This window comes from Phyllobacterium myrsinacearum, assembly GCF_002980555.1.
GTDB classification, from domain to species: domain Bacteria; phylum Pseudomonadota; class Alphaproteobacteria; order Rhizobiales; family Rhizobiaceae; genus Phyllobacterium; species Phyllobacterium myrsinacearum.
This window is the reverse complement of sequence record NZ_PVBT01000009.1, coordinates 150,514-172,730: the sequence shown is the minus strand read 5'-3', so window position 1 is coordinate 172,730 and position 22,217 is coordinate 150,514. Positions and strand designations below refer to the sequence as shown.

Genomic DNA, 22,217 nt, shown 5'->3' with positions numbered 1-22,217 from the left:
CGGCTGCCATGCTTCCATTCTCCTTCGTGGGATCATGACTGGCCGTTGTCCCGTCCGAGGAGGAAATCGGCACAACGTTCAGCGATCATGACGCAGGGGGCATTGGTGTTGCCGCTGACAAGGGTCGGCATGACCGAGGCATCGGAAATGCGCAGGCGCGGCACGCCAATGACCCTCAACCTGTTGTCCACGACCGCCAGTGAATCATTTCCCATCTTGCAGGTGCCAGCCGGGTGATAGACCGTCTTGGCCATAGAGCGGGCGTGTTGCACCAGTTGTGTATCGCTTTCCGCCCCTGGCCCTGGTAAAAATTCGCGGAAACCCAGGGCACGCATGGATGGGGCTGCCAGAATGCGGCGGGCCAGCCGGATGCCCCGCACGAGCGTGTCGACATCGTCCTGATGCGTCAGGTTGTTGCCGATAAAGACAATCGGGTCCTGCGGATCAGGGCTGCGCAGCGAAACCTTGCCACGCGATAGCGGACGCAGGATGCAGGGATTGATCGACACACCGTGTCCTTCCATCTGTCCGCGCAGCGCATCGCCGACAAGCGCTGGCGTCACATGGAACTGGATGTCGGGTCTGCCTTTGCCGGACGTATCGACAAAGCCGCCGGTTTCCACGACATTCGATGTCAGCAGGCCGGACCTGGTGACCATATATTGCAGGCCGTTTGCGATGGCGCGAAAGCCCCTGTCCTGTCCCTTGAGCGAGATGGGACTGTCGGTTACGCCGTATACTGAAGCGGTGATGTGATCCTGGAAATTTTCGCCTACGCCCGGAAGGTTGCGCATCACTGCTATGCCATGCTGCTGCAACTCCGCGCCAGGGCCGATACCCGAGAGCATCAGCAGTTTGGGCGTGGCCAGTGCACCAGCGCTCAGGACAACTTCCTCCCTGGCGCGCGCGGTGTGCATGGTGCAGTCGCGTGTGCGGTAACAAATGCCGGCAGCCGCGCCATTTTCAAGAATGAGGCCGTGTGCTTCACTCTCCGTCCGGACGGTCAGCAAAGGTGATTTCAGGACCGCCTTCAGAAAAGTCGCAGCGGTGGAGGCGCGCTTCTGGTTAAAGGTTGTTGTCTGATAGAACCCGATGCCTTCCTGCGTCGCGCCGTTGAAATCGGCGGTGTAGGGCAGGCCCGCTTCCTGTGCTGCGCGCACGAAGGCCGAGCTGATGGGGTGGCGATGGCGCGGTTCGGATACTTTCAACGCGCCGCCTGTGCCATGGAATGCATCGGAAAACGTTTCATTGTCTTCCGAGCGGCGGAAGACCGGCAGAACCTCGCTGTAACCCCAGCCCGCGCAGCCCAGATCGCGCCACGTATCATAGTCTTCCGCCTGCCCGCGAATATAGATCATTGCGTTGACGGAGGAGCCACCGCCAAGCGTGCGCCCTTGCGGGACCGTGAGCACCCGGCCATTGGCGCCGGGCTCCGGTTCAGTGCGGTACATCCATGTCCGCTTCGTGCCGAGCACGCGAACGAAAGTGGCGGGAATATGGATGAATGGCGTGTTGTCGCGTGCTCCGGCTTCGAGCAGCAGCACGCTCTTGCCAGCCGTCACCAGCCGGTTCGCCAGAACACAGCCCGAAGATCCTGCGCCAACGACAATGTAGTCATAGGTTTGCACCGGGATTCCTCCTCCCCGCTAGATTTGACTTGCTCAGGCTCCGATATGGCTGATGAATTTCACGGTCATGAACGCATCGAGGCTTTCCGCGCCGCCCTCGCTGCCGTAGCCGCTCTCCTTGATGCCGCCGAAGGGTGTTTCTGCCGCTGCAATGCCGAAATGGTTGATCGACACCATGCCTGCTTGCAGCTCATCCGAGAACCGGTTGGCGGTCGCAAGCGAGCGGGTGAATGCAAAAGCCGCGAGGCCGAAGTCAAGCCGGTTGCTGCGCGCGATGGCCTCGTCGATGGATGCGACCTTCGCCAATGCGGCGATGGGACCGAAAGGCTCGTCATTCATGATGCGCGTGCTTTCGGGGACATTCGATAATACCGTCGGCTCGAAAAAGAAGCCGGCATTACCGACCCGCCGCCCGCCACAATCCAGATGTGCGCCCGCCGCGATGGCATCCTCGACAAAGTCGTCCATGGCGTCGAGCCGGCGCGGATTGGCCAGTGGGCCCATCTGCGTGGACGGGTTGAGACCATCGCCGATCATCAGGTTCTTGGCTGCGGTGACGAAGGCCGTGCGAAACGCGTCGTACACGGGCTCTTCAATATAGAAGCGGGTTGGTGACGCGCACACCTGCCCGGCATTGCGGAATTTGAGCATGACGCCAAGACGGACGGCAGCCTCGATATCCGCGTCTTCGGCAACGATGAAGGGTGCATGTCCGCCCAGTTCCATTGTCGCGCGTTTGACGCCAGCGGCAGCCAATGCGCCCAGATGCTTGCCGACGGGCACCGAGCCGGTAAAGGAAATCTTGCGGATGACCGGCGATGCGATCAGATACTCGGATACTTCCGCGGGAACGCCGAAGACGATGTTGATGACACCATCGGGCACGCCAGCATCCTGAAATGCACGGGCGAGCTCAATACAGGCCGACGGGGTTTCCTCGGGTGGTTTGGCGATGATCGAACATCCGGCGGCCAGGGCTGCAGAGATTTTGCGCACCAGCTGGTTGACGGGGAAATTCCACGGTGAAAAAGCGGCAACCGGGCCGACTGGCTCCCTGATCACCATCTGGCGCGCGCCGGGAATGCGGGAGGGAATGACGCGGCCATAGGTGCGGCGCCCTTCTTCCGCATGCCATTCGACATGTTCCGGTGCGGCGTTGGCTTCACCGCGGGCTTCGGCCAGCGGCTTGCCCTGTTCACGAACCATGTGGTGCGCAATCGCATCGGCCCGCTCGCGCAGAAGCGCCGCAGCGCGTTGCATGATCTTGGCCCGTTCCAGCGCTGTCATCTTGCGCCATGTTTGAAAACCTTTGGCGGCAGCCGCGAGGGCGTCATCGAGATCGGCCTTTTCACAGAAGGGCAGGCGGGCGATCGTTTGGCCAGTTGCAGGATTCCTGACTTCGCCCGCACGGGTTCCGGAGGGCGCACGCCAGGTGCCGTCAATCAAGAGTGGTTTATCCAGCATGGAGTTTTCTTTCCTCGTCTTCATTGGGAATGGGCAGCGCGTTGACGGTTGCCGCATATTCGAGTGCGACCCGCCGCACGATGTCTGCCGCCGGGAGAATATCCGAAACCAGGCCAGCGCTCTGGCCTGCCTCAAGCTTGCCCATTTGTGTGTCGCCGCCGAAGGCCGCAGCTTTCAGGGAGGCAGTTTGGAAAAACGCGCGCCTGACATCTTCCGCCGTATCCTGGCGCTCGATTTCCATCATGCGGTCGGCAAAGACATTGCGAAGCACGCGGATCATGCCTAGGTCGCGCCCCACGATAACCGTATCGCCGATGCGCGCCTGCAGCAGACAGTCCTTATAGGCGTCATGAAGCCGGGCTTCTCGCGACAGCATGAAGCGCGTGCCGAACTGTGCCGCGCCTGCACCAAGCGACAGCGCTGCCGCCAGCCCCTGGCCATCGGTAAATCCGCCGCTGAGTACAAGCGGCACATGCGGAACAGCCTTGGCGATGGCGCGCCCAAGCACCAATGTTGAAACCAGATCCGGCGGCGGATGACCGCCAGCTTCGCCGCCCACTGCAATCAGTCCGTCAACGCCGGCATCGGCCGCCTTGCGGGCATGGTCCTCGCCTGCCACGACGTGAAGGCATACCGTGCCAATCGGTTTGAAACGATGCAGGTATCTCCCAGGGCCGCCCTGCGATGCAATGAGGACCGGAATACGCTTTTCGACCAGCAGGTCGATTATCTCATCGGCGCCTTTGCGATAGAGCGGCAAATTAACGGCGAAAGGCCGGTCAGTGCCCGCCTGCACCTCGTCAATCGCTACGGCCAGATCGTCGCGATACATCGGCCCGGCGGCAATGACACCGAGCCCCCCTGCCTGGGAGACGGCCAGTGGAAGCGCTGCATTAGAGGAAGCCCACGACATGCCGGCCTGAATGATTGGCAGGTCAATACGAAGAAGCCGGGTGACGGATGTTTCTATGCGCATGGGGACCACCTCACAGGCCGAGAAGCGTGCGAGCATGTTCCGCAAGCTGCTTCTTCTGGATCTTGGCGCTGGCGGTCATGCCGATGGTCTCGAAGCCGTCCACGATCCATATGTGGCGCGGCACCTTGAAACCCGCCATTTCACCCTTTGACCATTGCATGATCTCCTCAGCGGTTGCAGTCACCCCATCATTGAGAATGACAAAAGCTGCGGTTACCTCGACCAGGCGCTCGTCGGGAACGCCGACAACGGCGGCCTGCCGGATGGCGGGATTGCGGTGCAGCACATTTTCGACATCCGCAGGTGAGACATTTTCTCCACCGACACGCACGATATCCTTGACGCGGCCAAGAAAGGTGAGGCGGCCCGCATCATCGCATTGCCCAAGATCGCCGGTCGAAAGCCACCCGTCCGTGTCGAGCGCGGCGGTGGTTTCCTCCGGCTTGTTGAAATAGCCTTGCATGACATTCCAGCCGCACACCAGAATTTCGCCGGGTTGACCTGCCGGAGCCTCGCCCCCATCCGCCGTGCGAATGCGGACGCTGACTCCGGACTGTATGCGCATGGCGGCGCTGGCCCGGATTTCCTCCGCTTCCCAGAAGCAGGACTGCGCCACATTGGGCGACGCTTCGGAAAGGCCGTAGCCGACCACACATTCGCGCGCGCCGAGTTCATCAATGACGCGGCGAACGATGGTCGGCGACGCGGCAAGCCATGCACCACGCAGGACGAGTTTTCGCGCCGGCAGGTCCGGATGATTAAGGAGCATCAGGGCCATGGTGTCGTTGCCGGAAAAATGCGTGCATTTTTCGGCCTCCATGAGCCGGAGGGCTTCGCCTGGTTCAAAGCGGTCCATGCTCACCAATGTTGCCATTTGCTGCAGGGCCGAAAGAATCGACAATGTTGTTCCCGCGACGTGGAAGAAGGGCCGGGCGCTGTGAAAGCGGTCGGCAGGGCGCAGTCCCATCCGCAGACCGGAAAAATAGGCATTCGCCAACATGTTGCGGTGGGTCAGCAAGACACCTTTCGGAAATGAGGTGGTGCCTGAGGTGTATTGTATGAGCAGCGGATCATCCGGTTCCGCAACCGATAGTTCGTGGCCCGGTCCCCTGACGCCGGATTGAATCATTTCATCCCAGCTGATGGCGCTGGCGGGAACGTCGGTCCCGATGACGATGATCTTGCCAAGGAAAGGCAGGGCAGCATCGGGAAGTGCTTTGTCGATTCCGGCACAGATTTGTCGCAGGAGGGCAATGAAATCGACCTTGAGGAAACGGTCGCAAATAATGAGCATTTTGACCTGCGACTGATCCAGCGCATAAGCCATTTCCGGAGCGACAAAGCGGGTGTTGATGGGAACCGTCACCGCACCGAGCGAACCGAGCGCCAAAAATGTTGTCACCCAGCGCACCGAATTGCCAAGACACAGGCCGACATGGTCTCCCTTGCCTACACCCTGAGCATGCAACCCCTTGCGGATGATTGCCACGTCCCTGGCAAGCTGGTCATAGGTGATGCGGCCGTCACCGGCGACAATCGCTTCCACATCGGGAGCGCTGGCCGCCGCACGGGCAAGGGCGGAAGCGACGGTCAAAGGACAGATTGCCTTAAGATCGATATCACCCCTGCTCATCGGCAGTCCTTTCCATACCCATCCGGTCGTTGAATTTTTGAATGCCATTGCGCCATCCGCCATCGGCAAGACACCGCTCTATGGCCGCCATCTCGATGCGGATGCCATTGCCGAGATCGGTTTCATGACCGAGGTCGACTGCCTGCTTGGTGAGGGACATGGCAAGGGCGGGCGCGGCCGCTATGCCCGCCGCGATTTCCTGTCCCGTTGCAGCCAGTTGATCGGGTGGAACGATGCGGGCAACCAGCCCTCGCTCATAGGCTTCATCGACCGGCATGGTGCGTCCGGTGAACAGAAGTTCCTTGGCGCGCATCTTGCCGATGACGCGTTGCAGGCGCTGAGTCGCGCCAACGGTCCCCCATTGCGGTTCGGGGAAGCGGAATGTGGTGAGTTCCGATGCGATGACGAAATCGCAGCTCATCAGGATTTCGCCGCCGGAGCCGACAACGGGCCCCTGCGTCAGGGCGACGACAGGCTTGCGGCAGCGGGCGATGGCGTCATAGGCGGCGAAGGAAGCGCGCCTGCGGGCGATCATCCAGGTTTCATCCTTGTCGGCGCGTTCCTTCAGATCGGCGCCGGCGCAAAAGACCGGGCCATTGGCCGAAAGCAGGATGACGAGCGTCGCATTGTCGGCATCCAGCTGTTCGAAGACCGAGCGCAGTTTGAGGCACATCGGCAAGTTCAAGGCATTGCGCGCCGAAGGCCGATTGAGGATGACGTGGGCTATCGGACCGTCGTGATGGCAGGTGACCGGTGCTGTGGCGTCCATTGTCAAATCACTCCATCCTCTTTGAGCTTGGTGATGGCCTCGTCGCTGAACCCGAGTTCACCGGATAAAATATCAAACGTGTCCCCACCGAGCGGCGGCGGGCAACCGATCTGCGGATTATCGAACCCCGCAAAGCGGATCGGCGTGCGCAGAGCAGGAAAACGCCCGGCGGTCGGGTGATCAAATGCACCGACGACCTGCCGGTCGGTCATATGGGCATCATTGAGAATTTCGCGTACCGTATTGACTTCCCCGGCAGGTATGCCGCCCGCTCGCAGCTCTTGCGCCAGCGCTCCGCGTTCCCGTACGGCAATGGCGCCGCGCATGGATACCATCACTTGCTCACGTGCGGCGACGCGGCCACTATTGGTTGCAAGCGTGGCATCGGCAGCAAGCGCATCAAGACCGAGAATGGTGCATAATGCGGGCCAGTGCTGGTCGCTTCCGCTGACATGCAGCCAATCGCCGTCACGGCATTGAAAGGCTGCCGAAGGCACGCGGCCGGGATGTTCGGTGCCTGCACGGGTTATGTCCTCGTCCAGCGCGAAGAGGCGGGCAGCGGCAAGCGCCAGCAGGCTTGCCTGCACATCCATCATCGCCAGATCGATGTGACATCCCTTGCCGCTCTTCCCGCGTCCGACCAGACCGGTCAATATGGCAATGGCGATCCACAAGCCCGATGACATGTCGGCAATGGGAATGCCCGCCTTTGCTGGCGGCGTATCGGGATGACCGGTCAGTTGCATCACGCCGGACAGGGCCTGAAAGATGGTGTCGTAGCCGTGGCGATGACGATAGGGGCCGGTCTGGCCGAACCCGGTGTTGGAGACATAGATCAAACCCGGATTGCTTGCCGACAGCTCGTCATAGCCGAGATTGAAATTGTCCATATCGCCTGGCAGGAAGTTTTCAACGATCACGTCCGATTGCGCCGCCAGCTTCGCGGCGATCTCCTGACCCTCGCGGGATTTCAGATTGAGTGTCAGCGAGCGCTTGCCGCGATTGAAGGCGAAGAAATAGGCACTCTCGCCCTCGGGCAGACGTGGTTCGAAGGAGCGCGATTCATCCCCATTTCCGGGCCGTTCCACCTTGGTGACGTCAGCACCCAGTTCAGCGAGGATTTGGGTTGCCATCGGGCCGGCGAGAACGCGGGAGAAATCGAGAATGCGAACCCCTTCAAGCGGCTTCACGATTGCGTTTCCCTAAAACCGCGCATCCGGGCATTGACCGCGCGGCCCGCTGCCATTGCCTGGTCATAGGGAAGATCGGCCACGGTGTAATAGAGAGTCTTGACGGCGGCCATGGCCTGCGGATTGGCGCTGGCCCATTGTTGCGCAATCCCGAGAGCGGTTTCAAGAACGGCTTCCGGATCAACCACACGATTGGCAAGGCCCAGCTGCAAGGCTTCGTCAGCGCCGATCAGGCGGCCAAGACTGACCATTTCAAAGGCGGCCTTGCGCCCAAGCGAACGCTGCAGGCCGGTCATGACGAGTGCCGGGACGATCGAGTGTTTGAGCTCGGGATAACCGAATTTGAGATTGGTGCCAGCGACCATCATATCCGCGCCGATGGCAAGCCCGGCACCGCCGCCGACGGCCGCTCCGCACACAGCTGACACCACGGGCTTCGACAGACCCTGCATCATGGCCTGCGTGCGGCAGGTCAGGTCGGCACGCTTGTCGACAAGATCCTGATTTGCCGGGGTCAGGGTGCTGAATTCGGAAAGATCGGCGCCGGCACAGAAGCCGCGCTGGTTTCCTGCAAGGACGATGGCACGAATGGCATCGTCGTGGTCTGCGGCCATCAGGGCATCGTGCAGAGCCTGTGTCAATGCCGTGTTGAGGGCATTCAATTTATCCGGGCGGTTGAGCGTTATGATGCGGACTACGCCGCGATCCTCGACAAGCAGGACGGCTGATTGGGTGGTTTGCTGCATCGTGTGATCCTATGCTGCGAGATGGCCGAAGCCGGCACGGGCGACGCGGCTGTGCAATTCCCGGCCCAGCACCTTTTCGCACAGCTGCGAGGTATGGCTGAGGCGGGTAAGGTCAAGGCCGGTATGGATGCCCTCGGCTTCGAAAAGGTTGACGAGGTCCTCGGTGGCGACATTGCCGGTATAGCCCTGTCCGTACCGGATTTGCGCGGGATGGCCGCCAACACCGCCAAACGCACTGTCAAACCAGCGGCAGCCCGCGTCAAAGGCGGCCACGCAATTTGCAATTCCGCTGCCGCGGCTGTCATGAAAATGTGCTATGGGTATGATGTCAGGCATTTCATCCGCGATGCGTCGGAAGAGCCGCTTTACATGTGACGGTGTTGCATGTCCGGTGGTGTCGCAGACTGAAACATGGGTGACGCCAAGCGCGGCGAAACGTCCGATATCTGTGAGGACGCTGGTTTCGTCGACCTTGCCTTCAAACGGACAGCCGAAAGCCATGGATAGGACGCCGACAAGGCGAAAGCGTCCATCGGACAGTTTCACCATATCAGCAATGTTCTGCCATTGCTGATCCCGTGTCGTGCCGAGATTGCGTTGCGTGTGGCTTTCCGTCGCCGATACGAGAAGGCTCAGTTCGTCGGCGCCATATCCGGCCTCTGTATCCGCAATGGCGCGCTCGATGGCGCGCCTATTGGGACATGTGGCCTTATAGTGACTGCTCTGCCGGCGCGTGATCCCCGCCAGGACAGCGGGGGCATCGGCAAATGAGGGGATGCGAACGGGGTTGCTGTAACTGGTCGCTTCTATGCGATCAAAGCCTACGGCGGTGAAGGCATTGATCAGTTCAATCTTTATGTCGGTCGGGACCGTCACCGTTTCGTGTTGCAGGCCGTCCCGAGCGAAGCATTCACAGATGACTACCGTTCGCTCCATTCGATTCACTCCATCTTTATTTGGTTGAGTAAGTGAACCATATAGTTCATAATGTCAACTAAATTTCACGTAGGTCTAGTCACTCCTCGTCAAGCTGCTGCAAGTCGGCCTGTGACGCCGTCTGCTTCAGGTGGTGGTAATACTGCGTGCTGCTGCGCGTTACGCGTTGCAGGAGTTCGATCAGTATATGGCGTTCGGCCTGGCTGAGCGTAGAGAGCATGTGCTCGTTGCGTTCAAACGAATCTTCCAGAATCTGTTCCGACAGATCGAGGCCCTTGGCACTCAGGCACAGCAGGATGCTGCGGCCGTCGCCTGGGTTGGCGGTCTTCTCTATATAGCCGCGATCGATCATCGCCGAGACGGTGCGGCTCATCTGGCTTTTGAGAAGACCACTATGCTTGGCAAGCTCCTGTAACGGCACTTTTCCGAGATATTTCAGCACTGCAAGGGCGCGCCATTCGCGTGCAGTAATGCCATATTTGGGGCGTATCGACAGAGCTGCAATCCGCGTGGAAAGGCCGGCAAGACGCTGAAGCTCAAAGGAGAAGAGATCACGGATATCGCCATCCGGGCTCGGGCCCACATGCACTGTGCCAGATGCGGACTCATGCGTGGCGCTTCCCGCAAGGGAAGGAATGGAGCGCTGATCCTCTGCCGCCATTCTGTCGGGCCTCACATCCCAGTGCGTTTGGGTGGTTTGCGGCTGTTTCATTCAGTCTCCATGAAATGCATTGGATTTTCATGTCAAAAAATTAGTTGACAATGTAAACTAGATAGTTAATTTCATCAACTAGATTGCCACGATACGAAACATTTGTCGACAGTGTCGATGACCCTGCAGGGGAAGCGGGGCGACGTGAGAAGCAGTCAGCTCAAACGGGAGAACGAGCAATGCAAATCAGGCATGTTACATTATCAGGCTTGTTGGTTGGGGCTGCTGCCCTGGCAATGGCGTCAGGATCATTTGCCGCGAACGAAACCGTGACCATCGCCGGTTTCGGCGGAAATCTGCAAAAGGATCTTCGCGCCACATTGTGGCAGCCGGCCGCCGACAAGGCCGGCCTTTCCATCGCGGAGGAAACCCATGACGGATTGGCGGCCGTGCGTGTACAGGTTCAGTCGGGTTCTCCGACCTGGGATCTGGTTCATCTGGGCTCCGATGACTGCGCGGTTGGTGGTAAGGAGGGCCTGTTTGAACCCCTGGATTACAAGGTCATCAACACAGATGGTTTCGACAAGCGAGGGTATGGTGAGCACTGGATCGCCACGAATTCCTATTCTGTCGTGCTGGCGTGGCGCACAGATGTCTATAAGGACAAGGCGCCGCAAAGTTGGAAGGATTTGTGGGACACGGAAAAATTTCCCGGCCGCCGCGCATTGAGCACCTATCCGCAGGAAATGCTTGAGGTGGCGCTGATGGCCGACGGCGTCCCGAAGGACGAGCTTTATCCCTTGGACAGCAAGCGCGCCTTTCGCTCGCTGGATAAGATCAAGAGCAAGGTCGCGGTATGGTGGTCGTCTGGTGCTCAGTCTTCACAGCTGATCAAGGATGGCGAGGTCGATATGATGGCGATCTGGGGCAGCCGTGTTGCCAGTGTCATTGCCGATGGAGCGCCGGTTTCCTACACCTATCAGGATGCCATTCTGGGTTATGGCTGCCTTGCCATCCTCAAGGGAGCGCCGCATGCCAGGGCGGCGCAGGCATTGGTTGCGGGTGTGGTTTCGCCTGAAATCCAGGCTCGCATTCCGGAAATGATGCCCTATTACGGTCCAACCAACAGTCTCGCTTTCAAGGTCGGAAAATTCTCGCCGGAGGTGCTGGCGCGGTCCAACATGTCCCCCGAGAACATCAAGAAGCAGGTGTTTCTTGACGCGAATTGGTGGCGTGACAACACCAATCTGGTCCGCGAAGACTATAGTCTCTTGATGGCAAACTGACGTGCAAATGACTTCGGGAGGGCATCATGGGTGCAGGTAAGGTTTCCATTCGCCACGTTCACAAGGCCTATGGTGCCTTCAAGGCACTTGATGGAATTTCACTGGATATTCAGCCGGGGGAGTTCCTCACCCTTCTGGGGCCGTCGGGTTCTGGCAAAACGACGCTGCTCAATATAATAGCGGGATTTGAGCGGCCGGACAGCGGCAGTCTGATGGTGGACGAGGTGGAATTCATCACCCGGCCGCCGCACAAGCGTGATCTCGGTATGGTGTTTCAAAACTATGCCCTGTTCCCCCACATGGATGTTTTCGACAATGTCGCCTATCCGCTCAAACTGCGCGGGATAGACCGGGCATCGATCCGCAGCCGCGTCATGGGTGCGCTGGAAACCGTTCATATGGACAAGCTGGCGGCCCGGCGCATCGGGGAACTGTCAGGCGGCCAGCGCCAGCGGGTGGCCTTGGCGCGTGCCATCGTGTTCGAACCCAGGATACTGCTCATGGATGAGCCGCTTTCGGCTCTGGACAAGAACCTGCGCGAGCATATGCAGATGGAATTGAAGCGGCTGCATAACCGCCTCGGGATGACGACGGTCTACGTGACGCATGACCAGCAGGAGGCGCTGACCATGTCCGATCGTATCGCCGTGCTCGACCGGGGCAAGGTTATCCAACTCGATACGCCGCAGAACATTTATGATCATCCCAACTGCAAATTTGTGGCCGGATTCATGGGTGAAACGCGCTTCCTGCCGGTCGAACGGCGCGACAGCGGTTATCATCTGGATAGCAGATCGTTACGCCTCGCTTCGGAACCGCTGCATCGCGGTGCCAATGGCTGGCTGATCGTACGCCCGGAGCGGTTGCGCTGGGCTGGTAACGCGCAACGCGACAACCGGATATCCGGCAAGGTCATGGACATCGTCTATCGCGGTGACAGTCATCTCGTCTCGATCAGCCTGGCGGGGGACCACGAAATTTCCATCCGTCACACGGGGTCGGAAGGAAAGGAACTGCCCGTGCCCGGACAGGATCTTGAGCTGTGGCTGACCCCGGAAGCCAGTGTCGTCGTTGGAGACGCGATCCAATGACGGTCATGGTGCAAGAAGTGAAACCGGCCATTATCAACAATTCCCTGCTGCAGCGCTCCCGAAGCCTGCAGGGTATCTCCTTTATCGGGCTTTCCCTGCCCGCCGCGATGCTGGTGGCAGCGGTTCTAATCATCCCGTTCAGTTGGTTGGCCTGGCTTTCTCTCTTCGATGCCACCGGTAACCTCTCGACGGAGAATTATGTGCGGCTGCTGCGCCCCGCTTACGTTGAAAGCTTTCTCACCACGTTCAAGGTTGCTGGACTGGTTACCGCCATCTGCGTCCTGCTTGGCTATCCCGTTGCCTATCTCCTGTCGCAACTGCCGCAGCGCGCAGCCCAGATACTGATGGTCTTTGTCATCTTGCCGTTCTGGACCTCCGTTCTGGTGCGCACCTATGCCTGGCTCGTCCTGCTTCAGCGGCAGGGCATCATCAATCAATGGCTGCTGTCGAGCGGCCTTATCAGCGAGCCGCTGCCACTGGTGCATAACATGACGGGAACCGTGATCGGGATGGTGCATGTCATGCTGCCATTCCTCATCCTGCCGCTTTACGCCTCGATGAAAGCGATTGACCCGGTTCTCCTGCGTGCAGCAGCCAATTGCGGTGCATCACCGGCGCAGGCGTTCCGGCAGGTCTTTTTGCCCTTGTCCTTGTCAGGTCTTTCCGCTGGTATCGCCCTGACCTTCGTCCTCTGCCTTGGATTTTATCTGACGCCCGCCCTGCTTGGCGGCGGCCGCGTCGCCATGTGGTCGACCCAGATTGCCGACATGGTGGCCAAATTCGCAAATTGGGGCGCGGCGAGTGCTTTGAGCGTGGTGCTGCTCATCGTGACCGGAGCGATCCTTGGGGGCGTGAACCGTTTCATGCGCGTCTCCAACGCATGGGGAGGGAAGCCCTGATGCTGCATCGTCCCGCTACCTCAACACAAATCACCCACCTCCAGCGGTTATGGCTCTACGGGCTTGTCGGATTGGTCATCGCCTTCCTCATTATCCCATGCCTGATCGTTGTGCCCATGTCATTTTCGGATTCGCAATATCTGGAATTCCCACCGCGGGTCTGGAGTCTGCGCTGGTACGAGGCCTATTTCTTCTCGTCGGAGTGGCGCCAGTCGACATGGGTGTCGCTGAAGGTCGGCGCGGCAACAACCATTCTGGCAACCATTCTTGGTACCCTTGCCAGCTACGGACTGCACAAGTCCGGGAATCTGTTGAAACCCATCATCAGCAGCGCGTTGATGCTGCCCATGATGGTGCCGCTGATCTTCGTGGCTATCGGTGTTTTCTTCGTCTACGCCCGGCTTGGCCTCAACAATACGATCACCGGCCTTGTATTGGCACACACCACGCTGGCTATTCCTTTCGTCATGATTGCCGTCGGGAATGGGCTTTCCGGCTTTGACATGAATTTGGAGCGCGCCGCCAGGGGACTTGGAGCATCGCCGGTTCGCGCCTTTCTGACCGTAACACTGCCGCAGATCCATATTTCCGTACTGTCGGGCATGCTGTTCGCCTTTGTGACATCCTTCGACGAAGTGGTGGTCTCCATCTTCGTGTCGAGCGGCGCAAACTCTACCCTGACCAAACGAATGTTCGCCAATATACGCGATCAGGTCGACCCAACGGTCGCGGCAATCTCGTCCATACTCGTCGTGTTGTCGATTGTAGTCCTGGTTGCCGGCCAATTCATACAGCGGCGCAGTCGTGCCAGCCCTTCGCCAGACTAAACATCCGCAAGATGCGTTTGAGAAAAAAGGAAAGAAACCGTGACATATAACTCGCTTCGAATGCGCGACATCAGCACGCATATCCATCCGCAAACAAATCTGGCGCTGCATGAAACGCTGGGACCGACGATCATGATGCGCGGGGAAGGCGCCTATGTATACGATGATGATGGCAAGCAGTATCTGGAGGGCATGTCGGGCCTGTGGTGCGCGGCACTCGGCATGAGCGAGAAACGGCTCGCCGATGTTGCGACAAGGCAGCTCAATACATTGCCCTACTACCAGAATTTCGCCCATCGTTCGACGGAGCCAGCCATTGAACTGGCAGAGCGCCTTCTCAAGGTCGCGCCGGTGGCGATGTCAAAGGTTCTGTTCCAGAGCTCCGGTTCGGAAGCCAACGATACCGCCATCAAGCTGGTATGGTACTATTTCCATGCCAAGGGCCAGACACAGAAGCGCAAGATCATCACGCGTCATCGCGGCTATCACGGCACATCAATTGCATCGGCCAGCTTGACCGGACTTCCGCACCTGCATCGGGATTTCAACCTGCCGCTGGACGGTTTCCTGCATGTCACCTGTCCGCATTTCTACCGGGAAGGCCTGCCAGGAGAAACGGAAGAGGCGTTTTCAACCCGGCTTGCCGAAGAGCTGGACCAACTGATTGTTGCCCAAGGACCGGAAACGGTTGGCGCTTTTTTCGCCGAGCCCGTAATGGGAACTGGCGGTGTGATCGTGCCGCCCGCCGACTATTTCGAGAAAATCCAGACGGTTTTGCGCAAGCACGACGTTCTTCTTGTTGCAGATGAAGTCATCACCGGCTTTGGCCGCACCGGAAACTGGTGGGGAAGCCAGACCTATGCCATGAAACCCGATATCGTGACCTGCGCCAAGGCGCTGACCGCGGCCTATATGCCACTGTCGGCATTGCTGATATCCGAGCGGGTCTACCAGGGGATGCGGGCACAAAGCGAGAAGATCGGCGTGTTCGGCCATGGCTACACCTATGGCGCACATCCCGTTGCCTGTGCTGTCGGTGTCGAGGCGCTGCGCATCTACGAAGAAGACGGGATCATCGACAATGTCCCGGCGCTGGCTGCACGGATGCAGGCGGCGATGGCGCCGTTGGCCGATCACCCGCTGATCGGCGAAGTACGGGGTGTGGGGCTGATGTGGGCCGTCGAGCTTGTGCGGGACAAACAGAGCAAGGAGGCCTTTGCGCCGGACATGCAGTTTGGTCTCGGCGTGCAGAACCGGGCGTTCGAAAGAGGGCTTGTCTGCCGGTCGCTGGGCACCGGCATCGCTTTGGCACCGCCACTGATCTGCACGGAGGAACAGATCGACGAAATCGTTGCCCGCTTCACGCAGGCGCTCAACGCTTCGCTGGATGCCTACAGCGCGTCGGGTGGCATCACCCGCAGCTGATATGCGTGTCCGGACAGATTGATGTCCGGCGATGTTGCAAAGTCTTGATTGTCATAAAACAGGGGGGGAGGAAAGAGCATGCGTGTTCAAAAGCTGTCTTTATGCCTGGTCTTTATGCTTGGCACCGGTTTTCCGGCGGCTGCCAGGCAGGTGGAGATCGTTAAGAAGGACAACACCGAAATTGAAACCATCGTTGAAGGCAGCGGCCCGGCAATCGTCATCCTGCCGTCGACGGGGCGTGACGGTTATGAAGACTATGACGCGGCGGCAGAGTACCTGGCCAAAGCGGGCTTTAAAGTCCTGCGGCCGCAGCCGAGGGGGGTGGGGCAATCCAAGGGCGCGATGGAAGGTGTGAGCCTCTACGATTTTGCCCGGGACACCGCCAATGTCATTGATGCCCTGGGCGATGGCAGGGCCGTTCTCGTCGGACATGCCTATGGCCATTTCATCGCCCGCATGGTTGCCACCCAGTATCCCGAGCGGGTTCGCGGCGTTACGATTGCTGCGGGTGCTGCCAGCGATACCGCAGAAAGAAATCCGCTGGTCTGGTGGGCGCCGGATTATGCCTCCACACTTTCCCTGTCCGATGATATGCGGCTGGCAGCCCTGAAGGGTGCTTTCTTTGCCAAGGGGCATGATGCCACCCGGTGGCTGCAGGGCTGGTATCCTCAAGTCATCAAGATGCAATCCGAAAACCCGGTTCCGCGGACGGTCTGGTGGGCGGCGGGCAGCGCGCCGATTCTTGAACTCATCCCCGAGGAAGATCCGTTCAAACCGCGCGACCGCTGGGGTGAATTGCGGCAGCAGTTCGGTGACCGGGTGACGACAGTCACCATTGCCAACGCGTCGCATGCCTTATTTCCGGAACAGCCGGCCGCCGTCGCCGAAGCCATCGCAACGTGGGCAGAGCGATTGCCGAAGTGATGTGATGGCGCATTCGGACAAATGGCAGACCGGAGTTGAACCATACAAAAATAGGGGTGTTATGAATGTTGGCTATCTATGATCCCCGGCAAGAATTGCACCAGCCGTTGACGCGGCTGGCTGGAGGCGTCTTCCGTCCGAATCTTGAGCAGGCGGATCGTGTCGTCTCATTCCAGAATGCACTGCGCCGGATGTCCATTGCGACCATGGTCCCGGCCGATGCGGGTGATGAAATCCTGCATAGCGTGCATGATGCCGGGTATCTCGATTTCCTCGCCACTGGCTATGCCCAGTGGCGGGCCATGCCGGACAGCGGGCCGGAACTGCGCGTCAGCGCCCATCCGAATATCTACATGAACCGCTTGCCGCGCAATTTCTACGGACGCGCTGGCTATTACCAGGCCGATGCTGGCTGTGTGATCGTCGAAGGGACGTGGCCGGCTTGCCGTGCGAGCGCCATGACGGCGATTGATGCGACGAAACGCGTTCTTGGCGGTGCGCGGACGGCCTATGCGCTCTGCCGGCCGCCGGGGCACCATGCCTATGCCGACAAGGCCGGCGGCTTTTGCTATCTCAACAATACGGCACTCGCCGCTGAGGTCGCACGCGGCAGCGTGAACCGTGTTGCAATCATCGATATTGATGTCCATCACGGGAACGGCACGCAGGCAATCTTTTATGAACGTCCCGATGTCCTGCATGTCTCGGTGCATGGGGATCCCGCCGATCTCTATCCGTTCTATGCCGGCTATGCCGATGAGTGCGGGCGGGGCGCCGGCGAGGGGACGAATTTGAACCTGCCCGTGCCGCTGATGAGTGACAATGCGGTTTATTGCGCCGCCGTGGATCGCGGGATCGGCGTGATCCACCAATACGCCCCAGAGATGCTGGTTGTCGCACTTGGTCTCGATGCATCGACGGACGACCCGTTTGCCTGCATGCGCGTGGATCGGACCGGCTTTGCGCGCATGGGGGAGGCAATTGGTTCCATGCGCCTGCCAACGGTTATTGTGCAGGAGGGGGGGTATCAATCACCCGAGCTTGAGCACAATTTCGAAGCCTTCCTGACCGGCTTCCTGCACCGCCATAGCTAAGCTCAAACAGCGGCACGGATAACCGGATAACAGAGTGATACCACCGGCGAAAGGACTTGACGCAATGCCTTCTAATTCTCCTGATGTCATGAGCCTGGAACGGCTGGCCCGGTTTGGCGAGGATTGGCGACGTCATGACCTTGATGCCTGCATGCACTATTTCACCGACGATGCGGTGTATGCCGCGTCGACCGGATCAGGGCCGGGCACGATCTTTGCCGGAAGGCAAGCTATCCAAGACGAACTGGCGCGCATTTTCCAGTCGCTGGAGGCCGGATCGTTCAAGCCTGGAGCTTGCTGCATCGCCGGAGATCGCGGTTTTGCGCTGTGGTCTCTTGACCAGCGCATGCCGGACGGATCAATCGTAACCTTCGAGGGCATTGACGTGTTTGCGTTTCGAGGTAATTTTCTCACGCTAAAAGATTCCTATCGAAAAGCATTTGCATGAGGCCTCTTCCAATCAGTTGACCCATGTTTGATTACCTCATGTCCGAAAGTCGTGGCGGTTCCACGTTAAGACGCCATCCGCCGCTTCTCCGAAGATATCAACCTGTCTTTCGATCGAGCAGACCTCGGCTACACGGGCGACCGGGATGTTCCGCAACGCGACAGGCATGAAGCGTGCATCCACTGGGCGATGTCGAAGGAGGATACGTGCCGGCGTGGCAGCTTATCATCTGCTGCGGGCGATCGGTAATCTCTCCATTGCATGCGGGGAGGAGAGAGCCGCTCATACCAAGCGAATGGTCACGCTGCTGCTTGACGGGCTATGGCATAACACTGGGGCTGTTTCGCGCAACTCCTGACTGATGGGTGGCATTGCCCGTGCTGACGGCGCTGTTGGCATCATGCTCGCTTGTCGAAAAAGCTCCGCCTTCGATATGATAGACCGTCGGTTCATTCGAAAAATATTTCCGTAAGCCCATCATGAAGATCCGATGGTCTTCGCTCGCTTCGAAGCCCGGTGTGTGATCTTCGAGTGAGTGCCATCGCACGATAAGGTTGAACACTTCGGGTGATTCGATCCCTTGCGCCAGAAGATGACCGCGATAACCCTGCGCGCGGCTTAGTAACGGAACGACTTCGGTGAATGCTTGTCTGAACGTTTCAATACGTTCCTTGTAAACGGGCAGCAGAGCGATCTCATAAATCATAGTTGCACCTTTAAAGTGAATTGAAGCGTTTATGAGCTCGTCCGCGCAGAGTCAGCCGATGGATCAACTGCAATCGCGATTTTTCCCTGGATACCGTTGTTCGGGGTCTCAAGCTGGGCATGGGCGAGGGGGAGGTCAGCGAGCGAATAGACAGCCCCAACGTGCGGCCGCAGCTGACCACGCTCTACCAATGTGCTCAGTTCATCAAGTTTGCCGCGGTTCTGTCTTGTGAAAACGAAGTGATAACTCGCGTTCTTGCCCCATGCTTCAATAAGGTTCTGCGGCTGTGCGATGTCCACGATCGTAACAACGCGACCAAGTTGTGCGAGCGCGTCGGGGCTGCGGGACAGCGTGTTGCCGCCGATGGTGTCGAACACGACATCGACCCCGCGACCATCTGTTTCCCGCACAATAGCGCTGACATAATCTTCCTTTTCGTAGTCGATGACTACATTCGCTCCAACACTTCGTACGAATTCGAAGTTATCTTCGCGTACAGTCGTGAATACCTTCGCACCGATGGCTTTCGCGACCTGGATCGCCACATGACCGACCCCTCCTGCGCCGCCGTGGATCAGGATGCTTTCTCCCACTCTTAGAGCTGCGCGCTCAACAAGGGCCTCCCACACCGTCCCGCCAACCAGGCTCAGACTTGCTGCTTCGAGATGGCTTAGTGAGGAGGGTTTCCTTCCGATGATGTTTTCGTTCGCAACGTGGTACTCAGCATAGCTTCCCGACCCGTCAAATATTTGCGGGGTGTACCAGACTTCGTCTCCTGGAGAGAACGTCGTCACGCTTGGCCCGACTGCTTCGACAACCCCGGATACGTCATGACCGGTAATGGCCGGCAATGGTACCAAGTCGCGATAGTCGCCGCGCCGAACCTGATAATCCAATGGGTTGATCGACGTGGCATGTACGCGCACCAGGACTTGTCCCGCATGCGGAACAGGCTTTGGCACGTCGCAAAGCTCGAACGATTCCGGGCCGCCAAATGATTTAAGTGTCATCGCTTTCATTGCAGATCCTCGTTTCGGTAATATGGAATATAGAGAATTCTCGATATGTTATGATAAAAGATCACAGTTCTTTCCCTATGATCTCGGCAAGAGCACTGATAGTCGCCTCGTTCCGCTTGTAGTAAGTCCATTGACCTATGCGTCTGACTTCTACCAGGCCAGCCCGTTGCAGGGTTGCGAGATAATCAGACACCGTTGACTGCGACAGTCCGACGCCTTCCTGAATACTACTGACGCAGACGCCCACAGTATGAACGTCACCTTCATCCTGCGGAGGAAAGTTCTTCACGGGGTCCTTCAAACCCTGCACGATTTCAAGACGTGTCCGATTTGAGAGAGCTTTGAATATTTCGAGCAAATCCATGCACAAGACATATCGGAAATAAGCGATATGTCAATACGGTAAATGACGACGGAGTTTGCAGCTTGGTTGAAAGGATATCGAAGGCTGTCTAACGATGAGCCGGTAATGGTCCTGTTGCTACGGTCGCGTCTAAATGCCTCAATGACTTTACGAAGTCGATGTCGCCGTGCCGCTAACCGATTTTCGCAAGATTGGCACCGCGAAGTCTATGAATGCGCGTAGGGCGCCGCCTTCGAAACGTCGCGGCTGGAAGACCAGATGCACGGGGATCGGATCCGGCTCGTATTCAGGGAGAAGGGCAATGAGAGTGCCCTCTGCGATCTGGCGCTCAACCTGATAGGAGAGTGGGCGCACAATGCCCATTCCGCGTTCAGCGGCGTCGATCGCCGCGCCTGCGCTGTTGAGTGCAATGCGACAGGATACGCGTACAGACCGAACCCGATGCGCCGATGCGCTTTCCCGGTAAGGCCACAGCTCCTGAGCCCCGGCTTCGTTCAAGCCGATACACCAATGGTTGGCCAAGTCGGTGGGACGGGTCGGCACCGTGCGTTCGGTGAGATAGGACGGGGCGGCACAGGTCAGTCGGCGCACCTCGCCTATCCGGATCGCACGCATCGACGAATCCGGCAGATCAGCAAGGCGAACGGCGATGTCCACACCTTCGCCGACGAGATCAACCAGGCGATTGAGGAGAAGCACCCGGACCTGTATGCGGGGATGCGTCGTCAGAAAGCTTTCGATCACGGGCATCACTTTCATGCGTCCGAACAGTTCCGGCGCGGTGATCACCACACTGCCGCTGATGTCCATGTCCTGTGTCCGGGTTTCAAGATGTGCGAGTTCTTCCAGCATGAGCCTGTATGTCGACACATGACGCTCGCCCGCCTCTGTGATGGCAAAGCGCCGCGTCGTGCGCTCGAGAAGCCGCTCACCGGCTGTGGTTTCCAGTTGTGTGACAGCCCGCGTCACCGAGGCCGGAGACAGGCCAAGCTTGCGAGCAGCACCGGCAAGGGAGCCAGCTTCCACCACAGCAACGAAGATCGACATGGCTTCGAGACGATCCATCAGTGTTTCCAATCCTGTAATCAATACTTTCAGAGTCTTCTTATTATTCTCCAAACTGAAATGCACTACATTTCTGAAAACAAAAGAAAGGTGCACACGATGACAATACGTTACGGGTCCAAGAAAATCGGCGATGTTGAAGTTTTCTACCGTGAGGCCGGACCAACTGATGCGCCGGTGATCCTGCTGCTGCATGGATTTCCGACCGCCAGTCACATGTTCCGCGATCTGATCCCGCTCCTTGCCGATCGCTTTCGGCTCGTTGCGCCGGACCTGCCTGGCTTCGGGCAGACCAAGGCACCACCAAGGGGTGCATTCGACTATACGTTCGACCATCTTGCCGACGTGATCGAGGGCTTCACCGAAGCCATGTCGCTTGATCGATACGCGCTCTATATCTTCGACTATGGTGCGCCGGTGGGGCTGCGTCTGGCGATACGCCATCCCGAGCGGGTTACCGCCATCATCTCACAGAACGGCAACGCCTATGTGGAAGGGTTCAGCGACCAGTGGGGCCCGTGGGAGACCTATTGGCGCGAACCGAGCACCGCGAACCGGGAAGACTGCCGCCCCTCGCTGGCGCCGGACACAATCCGCCACTGGCAATATGGCACCGGGGCCGATCTTAACTTGCTGTCGCCCGATGGTTATGAGCTCGACATCGCCTATATGGCGCGACCCGGAGCCGAGGAAATCCAGCTGGACCTGATCCTCGACTATCGTAGCAATGTCGTGCTTTATCCTGCTTTCCAGTCTTATTTCCGCGAGCATCGCCCGCCTCTGCTGGCGGTTTGGGGGCGCCATGATCCGGCGTTCATCCCGGCCGGGGCTGAAGCTTACCGCCGTGATCTTCCGGATGCAGAGATCCATTTGCTGGATGCCGGACATTTTGCACTGGAGACCCATGCTGCGGAAATCGCGGAGCGAATCCGCGCCTTCCTCTGAGGCAATCCATATCCCCCTAGATGCTGGCGCCGCAAAACATGCCAAGGGCGGCTGCGATGCCAAACCGAAATCCTGGCGCCGCCCGATCTGTCTGCCAGCATCTGGGCGCGCCGAATGTTGAGAAAGGCTC

At 58.8% G+C, this 22,217-nt stretch carries 22 protein-coding genes; 9 read left to right on the top strand and 13 right to left on the bottom strand.

All coding sequences use genetic code 11. The features are described from left to right. Nucleotides 1-32: 32 nt before the first annotated feature. From C5750_RS24270 to C5750_RS24230, 9 genes are all read right to left on the bottom strand, one after another. Complete coding sequence (locus C5750_RS24270; protein WP_105737654.1) at nucleotides 33-1,628, bottom strand: GMC family oxidoreductase; 1,596 nt, start codon at nucleotides 1,626-1,628, stop codon at nucleotides 33-35. Between the two features lie 33 nt (nucleotides 1,629-1,661). Continuing rightward, a complete protein-coding gene (locus C5750_RS24265; protein WP_105737651.1) occupies nucleotides 1,662-3,092 on the bottom strand; it encodes an NAD-dependent succinate-semialdehyde dehydrogenase in 1,431 nt (476 codons plus the stop codon). Continuing rightward, the gene (locus C5750_RS24260) at nucleotides 3,082-4,068 is read right to left on the bottom strand and encodes an NAD(P)H-dependent flavin oxidoreductase (protein ID WP_105737649.1); all 987 of its coding nucleotides are present in this window, start codon (nucleotides 4,066-4,068) and stop codon (nucleotides 3,082-3,084) included. The genes C5750_RS24265 and C5750_RS24260 overlap by 11 nt, the downstream gene beginning before the upstream one ends. A gap of 10 nt (nucleotides 4,069-4,078) precedes the next feature. After that, nucleotides 4,079-5,701, bottom strand: coding sequence for an AMP-binding protein (locus C5750_RS24255; RefSeq protein WP_199538070.1), 1,623 nt, complete (start codon nucleotides 5,699-5,701; stop codon nucleotides 4,079-4,081). Beyond that, nucleotides 5,688-6,470: an enoyl-CoA hydratase/isomerase family protein gene (locus tag C5750_RS24250; RefSeq protein WP_105737647.1), complete on the bottom strand. Its 783-nt coding sequence runs from the start codon at nucleotides 6,468-6,470 to the stop codon at nucleotides 5,688-5,690. The genes C5750_RS24255 and C5750_RS24250 overlap by 14 nt, the downstream gene beginning before the upstream one ends. Nucleotides 6,471-6,472: 2 nt before the next feature. Next, nucleotides 6,473-7,660: a CaiB/BaiF CoA transferase family protein gene (locus C5750_RS24245; RefSeq protein ID WP_199538071.1), complete on the bottom strand. Its 1,188-nt coding sequence runs from the start codon at nucleotides 7,658-7,660 to the stop codon at nucleotides 6,473-6,475. Then, a complete protein-coding gene (locus C5750_RS24240) occupies nucleotides 7,657-8,406 on the bottom strand; it encodes an enoyl-CoA hydratase/isomerase family protein (RefSeq protein WP_105737643.1) in 750 nt (249 codons plus the stop codon). The genes C5750_RS24245 and C5750_RS24240 overlap by 4 nt, the downstream gene beginning before the upstream one ends. A 9-nt stretch (nucleotides 8,407-8,415) precedes the next feature. Then, nucleotides 8,416-9,342, bottom strand: a complete 927-nt coding sequence (locus C5750_RS24235) for a hydroxymethylglutaryl-CoA lyase (RefSeq protein WP_105737641.1) — start codon at nucleotides 9,340-9,342, stop codon at nucleotides 8,416-8,418. Between the two features lie 79 nt (nucleotides 9,343-9,421). Further along, nucleotides 9,422-10,054, bottom strand: a complete 633-nt coding sequence (locus C5750_RS24230) for a MarR family winged helix-turn-helix transcriptional regulator (protein WP_105737639.1) — start codon at nucleotides 10,052-10,054, stop codon at nucleotides 9,422-9,424. A 236-nt stretch (nucleotides 10,055-10,290) separates the two neighbouring features. Between C5750_RS24230 and C5750_RS24225 the strand changes: the two genes are divergently transcribed. The 8 genes from C5750_RS24225 (at nucleotide 10,291) to C5750_RS24190 (ending at nucleotide 17,988) form a co-directional block, all read left to right on the top strand. Next, nucleotides 10,291-11,280: an ABC transporter substrate-binding protein gene (locus C5750_RS24225; RefSeq protein ID WP_158531343.1), complete on the top strand. Its 990-nt coding sequence runs from the start codon at nucleotides 10,291-10,293 to the stop codon at nucleotides 11,278-11,280. Between the two features lie 26 nt (nucleotides 11,281-11,306). Beyond that, the gene (locus tag C5750_RS24220) at nucleotides 11,307-12,371 is read left to right on the top strand and encodes an ABC transporter ATP-binding protein (RefSeq protein WP_105737635.1); all 1,065 of its coding nucleotides are present in this window, start codon (nucleotides 11,307-11,309) and stop codon (nucleotides 12,369-12,371) included. After that, the gene (locus C5750_RS24215; protein WP_199538072.1) at nucleotides 12,368-13,270 is read left to right on the top strand and encodes an ABC transporter permease; all 903 of its coding nucleotides are present in this window, start codon (nucleotides 12,368-12,370) and stop codon (nucleotides 13,268-13,270) included. The genes C5750_RS24220 and C5750_RS24215 overlap by 4 nt, the downstream gene beginning before the upstream one ends. Continuing rightward, nucleotides 13,270-14,097 carry an ABC transporter permease gene (locus tag C5750_RS24210; protein WP_105737633.1) on the top strand — a complete coding sequence of 276 codons (828 nt, stop codon included), beginning with the start codon at nucleotides 13,270-13,272 and terminating at the stop codon, nucleotides 14,095-14,097. The genes C5750_RS24215 and C5750_RS24210 overlap by 1 nt, the downstream gene beginning before the upstream one ends. Nucleotides 14,098-14,136: 39 nt before the next feature. Then, nucleotides 14,137-15,522, top strand: a complete 1,386-nt coding sequence (locus tag C5750_RS24205; RefSeq protein ID WP_199538073.1) for an aminotransferase — start codon at nucleotides 14,137-14,139, stop codon at nucleotides 15,520-15,522. A gap of 78 nt (nucleotides 15,523-15,600) precedes the next feature. Then, the gene (locus C5750_RS24200; RefSeq protein WP_199538074.1) at nucleotides 15,601-16,446 is read left to right on the top strand and encodes an alpha/beta fold hydrolase; all 846 of its coding nucleotides are present in this window, start codon (nucleotides 15,601-15,603) and stop codon (nucleotides 16,444-16,446) included. Nucleotides 16,447-16,511: 65 nt separating this feature from the next. Beyond that, entirely contained in the window at nucleotides 16,512-17,540 is a 1,029-nt protein-coding gene (locus C5750_RS24195) for a histone deacetylase family protein (protein WP_105737627.1), read from the top strand. A gap of 64 nt (nucleotides 17,541-17,604) precedes the next feature. Then, entirely contained in the window at nucleotides 17,605-17,988 is a 384-nt protein-coding gene (locus C5750_RS24190) for a nuclear transport factor 2 family protein (protein WP_105737625.1), read from the top strand. 319 nt (nucleotides 17,989-18,307) lie between these two features. Here the strand turns inward: C5750_RS24190 and C5750_RS24185 are convergent, their stop codons facing one another. The 4 genes from C5750_RS24185 to C5750_RS24170 all read right to left on the bottom strand — a co-directional run bounded on the left by C5750_RS24185 (nucleotide 18,308) and on the right by C5750_RS24170 (nucleotide 21,142). Then, complete coding sequence (locus tag C5750_RS24185; RefSeq protein ID WP_105737623.1) at nucleotides 18,308-18,694, bottom strand: antibiotic biosynthesis monooxygenase family protein; 387 nt, start codon at nucleotides 18,692-18,694, stop codon at nucleotides 18,308-18,310. Between the two features lie 29 nt (nucleotides 18,695-18,723). Then, the gene (locus tag C5750_RS24180; RefSeq protein ID WP_105737621.1) at nucleotides 18,724-19,713 is read right to left on the bottom strand and encodes a zinc-dependent alcohol dehydrogenase family protein; all 990 of its coding nucleotides are present in this window, start codon (nucleotides 19,711-19,713) and stop codon (nucleotides 18,724-18,726) included. A gap of 61 nt (nucleotides 19,714-19,774) precedes the next feature. Next, a complete protein-coding gene (locus C5750_RS24175) occupies nucleotides 19,775-20,077 on the bottom strand; it encodes an ArsR/SmtB family transcription factor (protein WP_105737619.1) in 303 nt (100 codons plus the stop codon). A gap of 147 nt (nucleotides 20,078-20,224) precedes the next feature. After that, nucleotides 20,225-21,142, bottom strand: coding sequence for a LysR family transcriptional regulator (locus C5750_RS24170; RefSeq protein WP_158531344.1), 918 nt, complete (start codon nucleotides 21,140-21,142; stop codon nucleotides 20,225-20,227). 99 nt (nucleotides 21,143-21,241) lie between these two features. On the opposite strand from C5750_RS24170, the gene C5750_RS24165 reads away from it, so the two are divergent. Next, on the top strand, nucleotides 21,242-22,087 hold the full coding sequence (locus C5750_RS24165; protein ID WP_105737614.1) for an alpha/beta fold hydrolase: 846 nt from the start codon (nucleotides 21,242-21,244) through the stop codon (nucleotides 22,085-22,087). Nucleotides 22,088-22,217 lie beyond the last annotated feature (130 nt).

Bases quoted from the DNA above. Each gene is read 5' to 3' on its own strand.
- C5750_RS24225 (WP_158531343.1), top strand. From the start codon at position 10,291: ATGGCGTCAGGATCATTTGCCGCGAACGAAACCGTGACCATCGCCGGT.
- C5750_RS24175 (WP_105737619.1), bottom strand. From the start codon at position 20,077: ATGGATTTGCTCGAAATATTCAAAGCTCTCTCAAATCGGACACGTCTT.
- C5750_RS24265 (WP_105737651.1), bottom strand. From the start codon at position 3,092: ATGCTGGATAAACCACTCTTGATTGACGGCACCTGGCGTGCGCCCTCC.
- C5750_RS24200 (WP_199538074.1), top strand. From the start codon at position 15,601: ATGCGTGTTCAAAAGCTGTCTTTATGCCTGGTCTTTATGCTTGGCACC.
- C5750_RS24190 (WP_105737625.1), top strand. From the start codon at position 17,605: ATGCCTTCTAATTCTCCTGATGTCATGAGCCTGGAACGGCTGGCCCGG.
- C5750_RS24170 (WP_158531344.1), bottom strand. From the start codon at position 21,142: ATGGATCGTCTCGAAGCCATGTCGATCTTCGTTGCTGTGGTGGAAGCT.
- C5750_RS24250 (WP_105737647.1), bottom strand. From the start codon at position 6,470: ATGGACGCCACAGCACCGGTCACCTGCCATCACGACGGTCCGATAGCC.
- C5750_RS24255 (WP_199538070.1), bottom strand. From the start codon at position 5,701: ATGAGCAGGGGTGATATCGATCTTAAGGCAATCTGTCCTTTGACCGTC.
- C5750_RS24210 (WP_105737633.1), top strand. From the start codon at position 13,270: ATGCTGCATCGTCCCGCTACCTCAACACAAATCACCCACCTCCAGCGG.
- C5750_RS24260 (WP_105737649.1), bottom strand. From the start codon at position 4,068: ATGCGCATAGAAACATCCGTCACCCGGCTTCTTCGTATTGACCTGCCA.
- C5750_RS24240 (WP_105737643.1), bottom strand. From the start codon at position 8,406: ATGCAGCAAACCACCCAATCAGCCGTCCTGCTTGTCGAGGATCGCGGC.
- C5750_RS24220 (WP_105737635.1), top strand. From the start codon at position 11,307: ATGGGTGCAGGTAAGGTTTCCATTCGCCACGTTCACAAGGCCTATGGT.
- C5750_RS24165 (WP_105737614.1), top strand. From the start codon at position 21,242: ATGACAATACGTTACGGGTCCAAGAAAATCGGCGATGTTGAAGTTTTC.
- C5750_RS24195 (WP_105737627.1), top strand. From the start codon at position 16,512: ATGTTGGCTATCTATGATCCCCGGCAAGAATTGCACCAGCCGTTGACG.
- C5750_RS24180 (WP_105737621.1), bottom strand. From the start codon at position 19,713: ATGAAAGCGATGACACTTAAATCATTTGGCGGCCCGGAATCGTTCGAG.
- C5750_RS24230 (WP_105737639.1), bottom strand. From the start codon at position 10,054: ATGAAACAGCCGCAAACCACCCAAACGCACTGGGATGTGAGGCCCGAC.
- C5750_RS24185 (WP_105737623.1), bottom strand. From the start codon at position 18,694: ATGATTTATGAGATCGCTCTGCTGCCCGTTTACAAGGAACGTATTGAA.
- C5750_RS24215 (WP_199538072.1), top strand. From the start codon at position 12,368: ATGACGGTCATGGTGCAAGAAGTGAAACCGGCCATTATCAACAATTCC.
- C5750_RS24235 (WP_105737641.1), bottom strand. From the start codon at position 9,342: ATGGAGCGAACGGTAGTCATCTGTGAATGCTTCGCTCGGGACGGCCTG.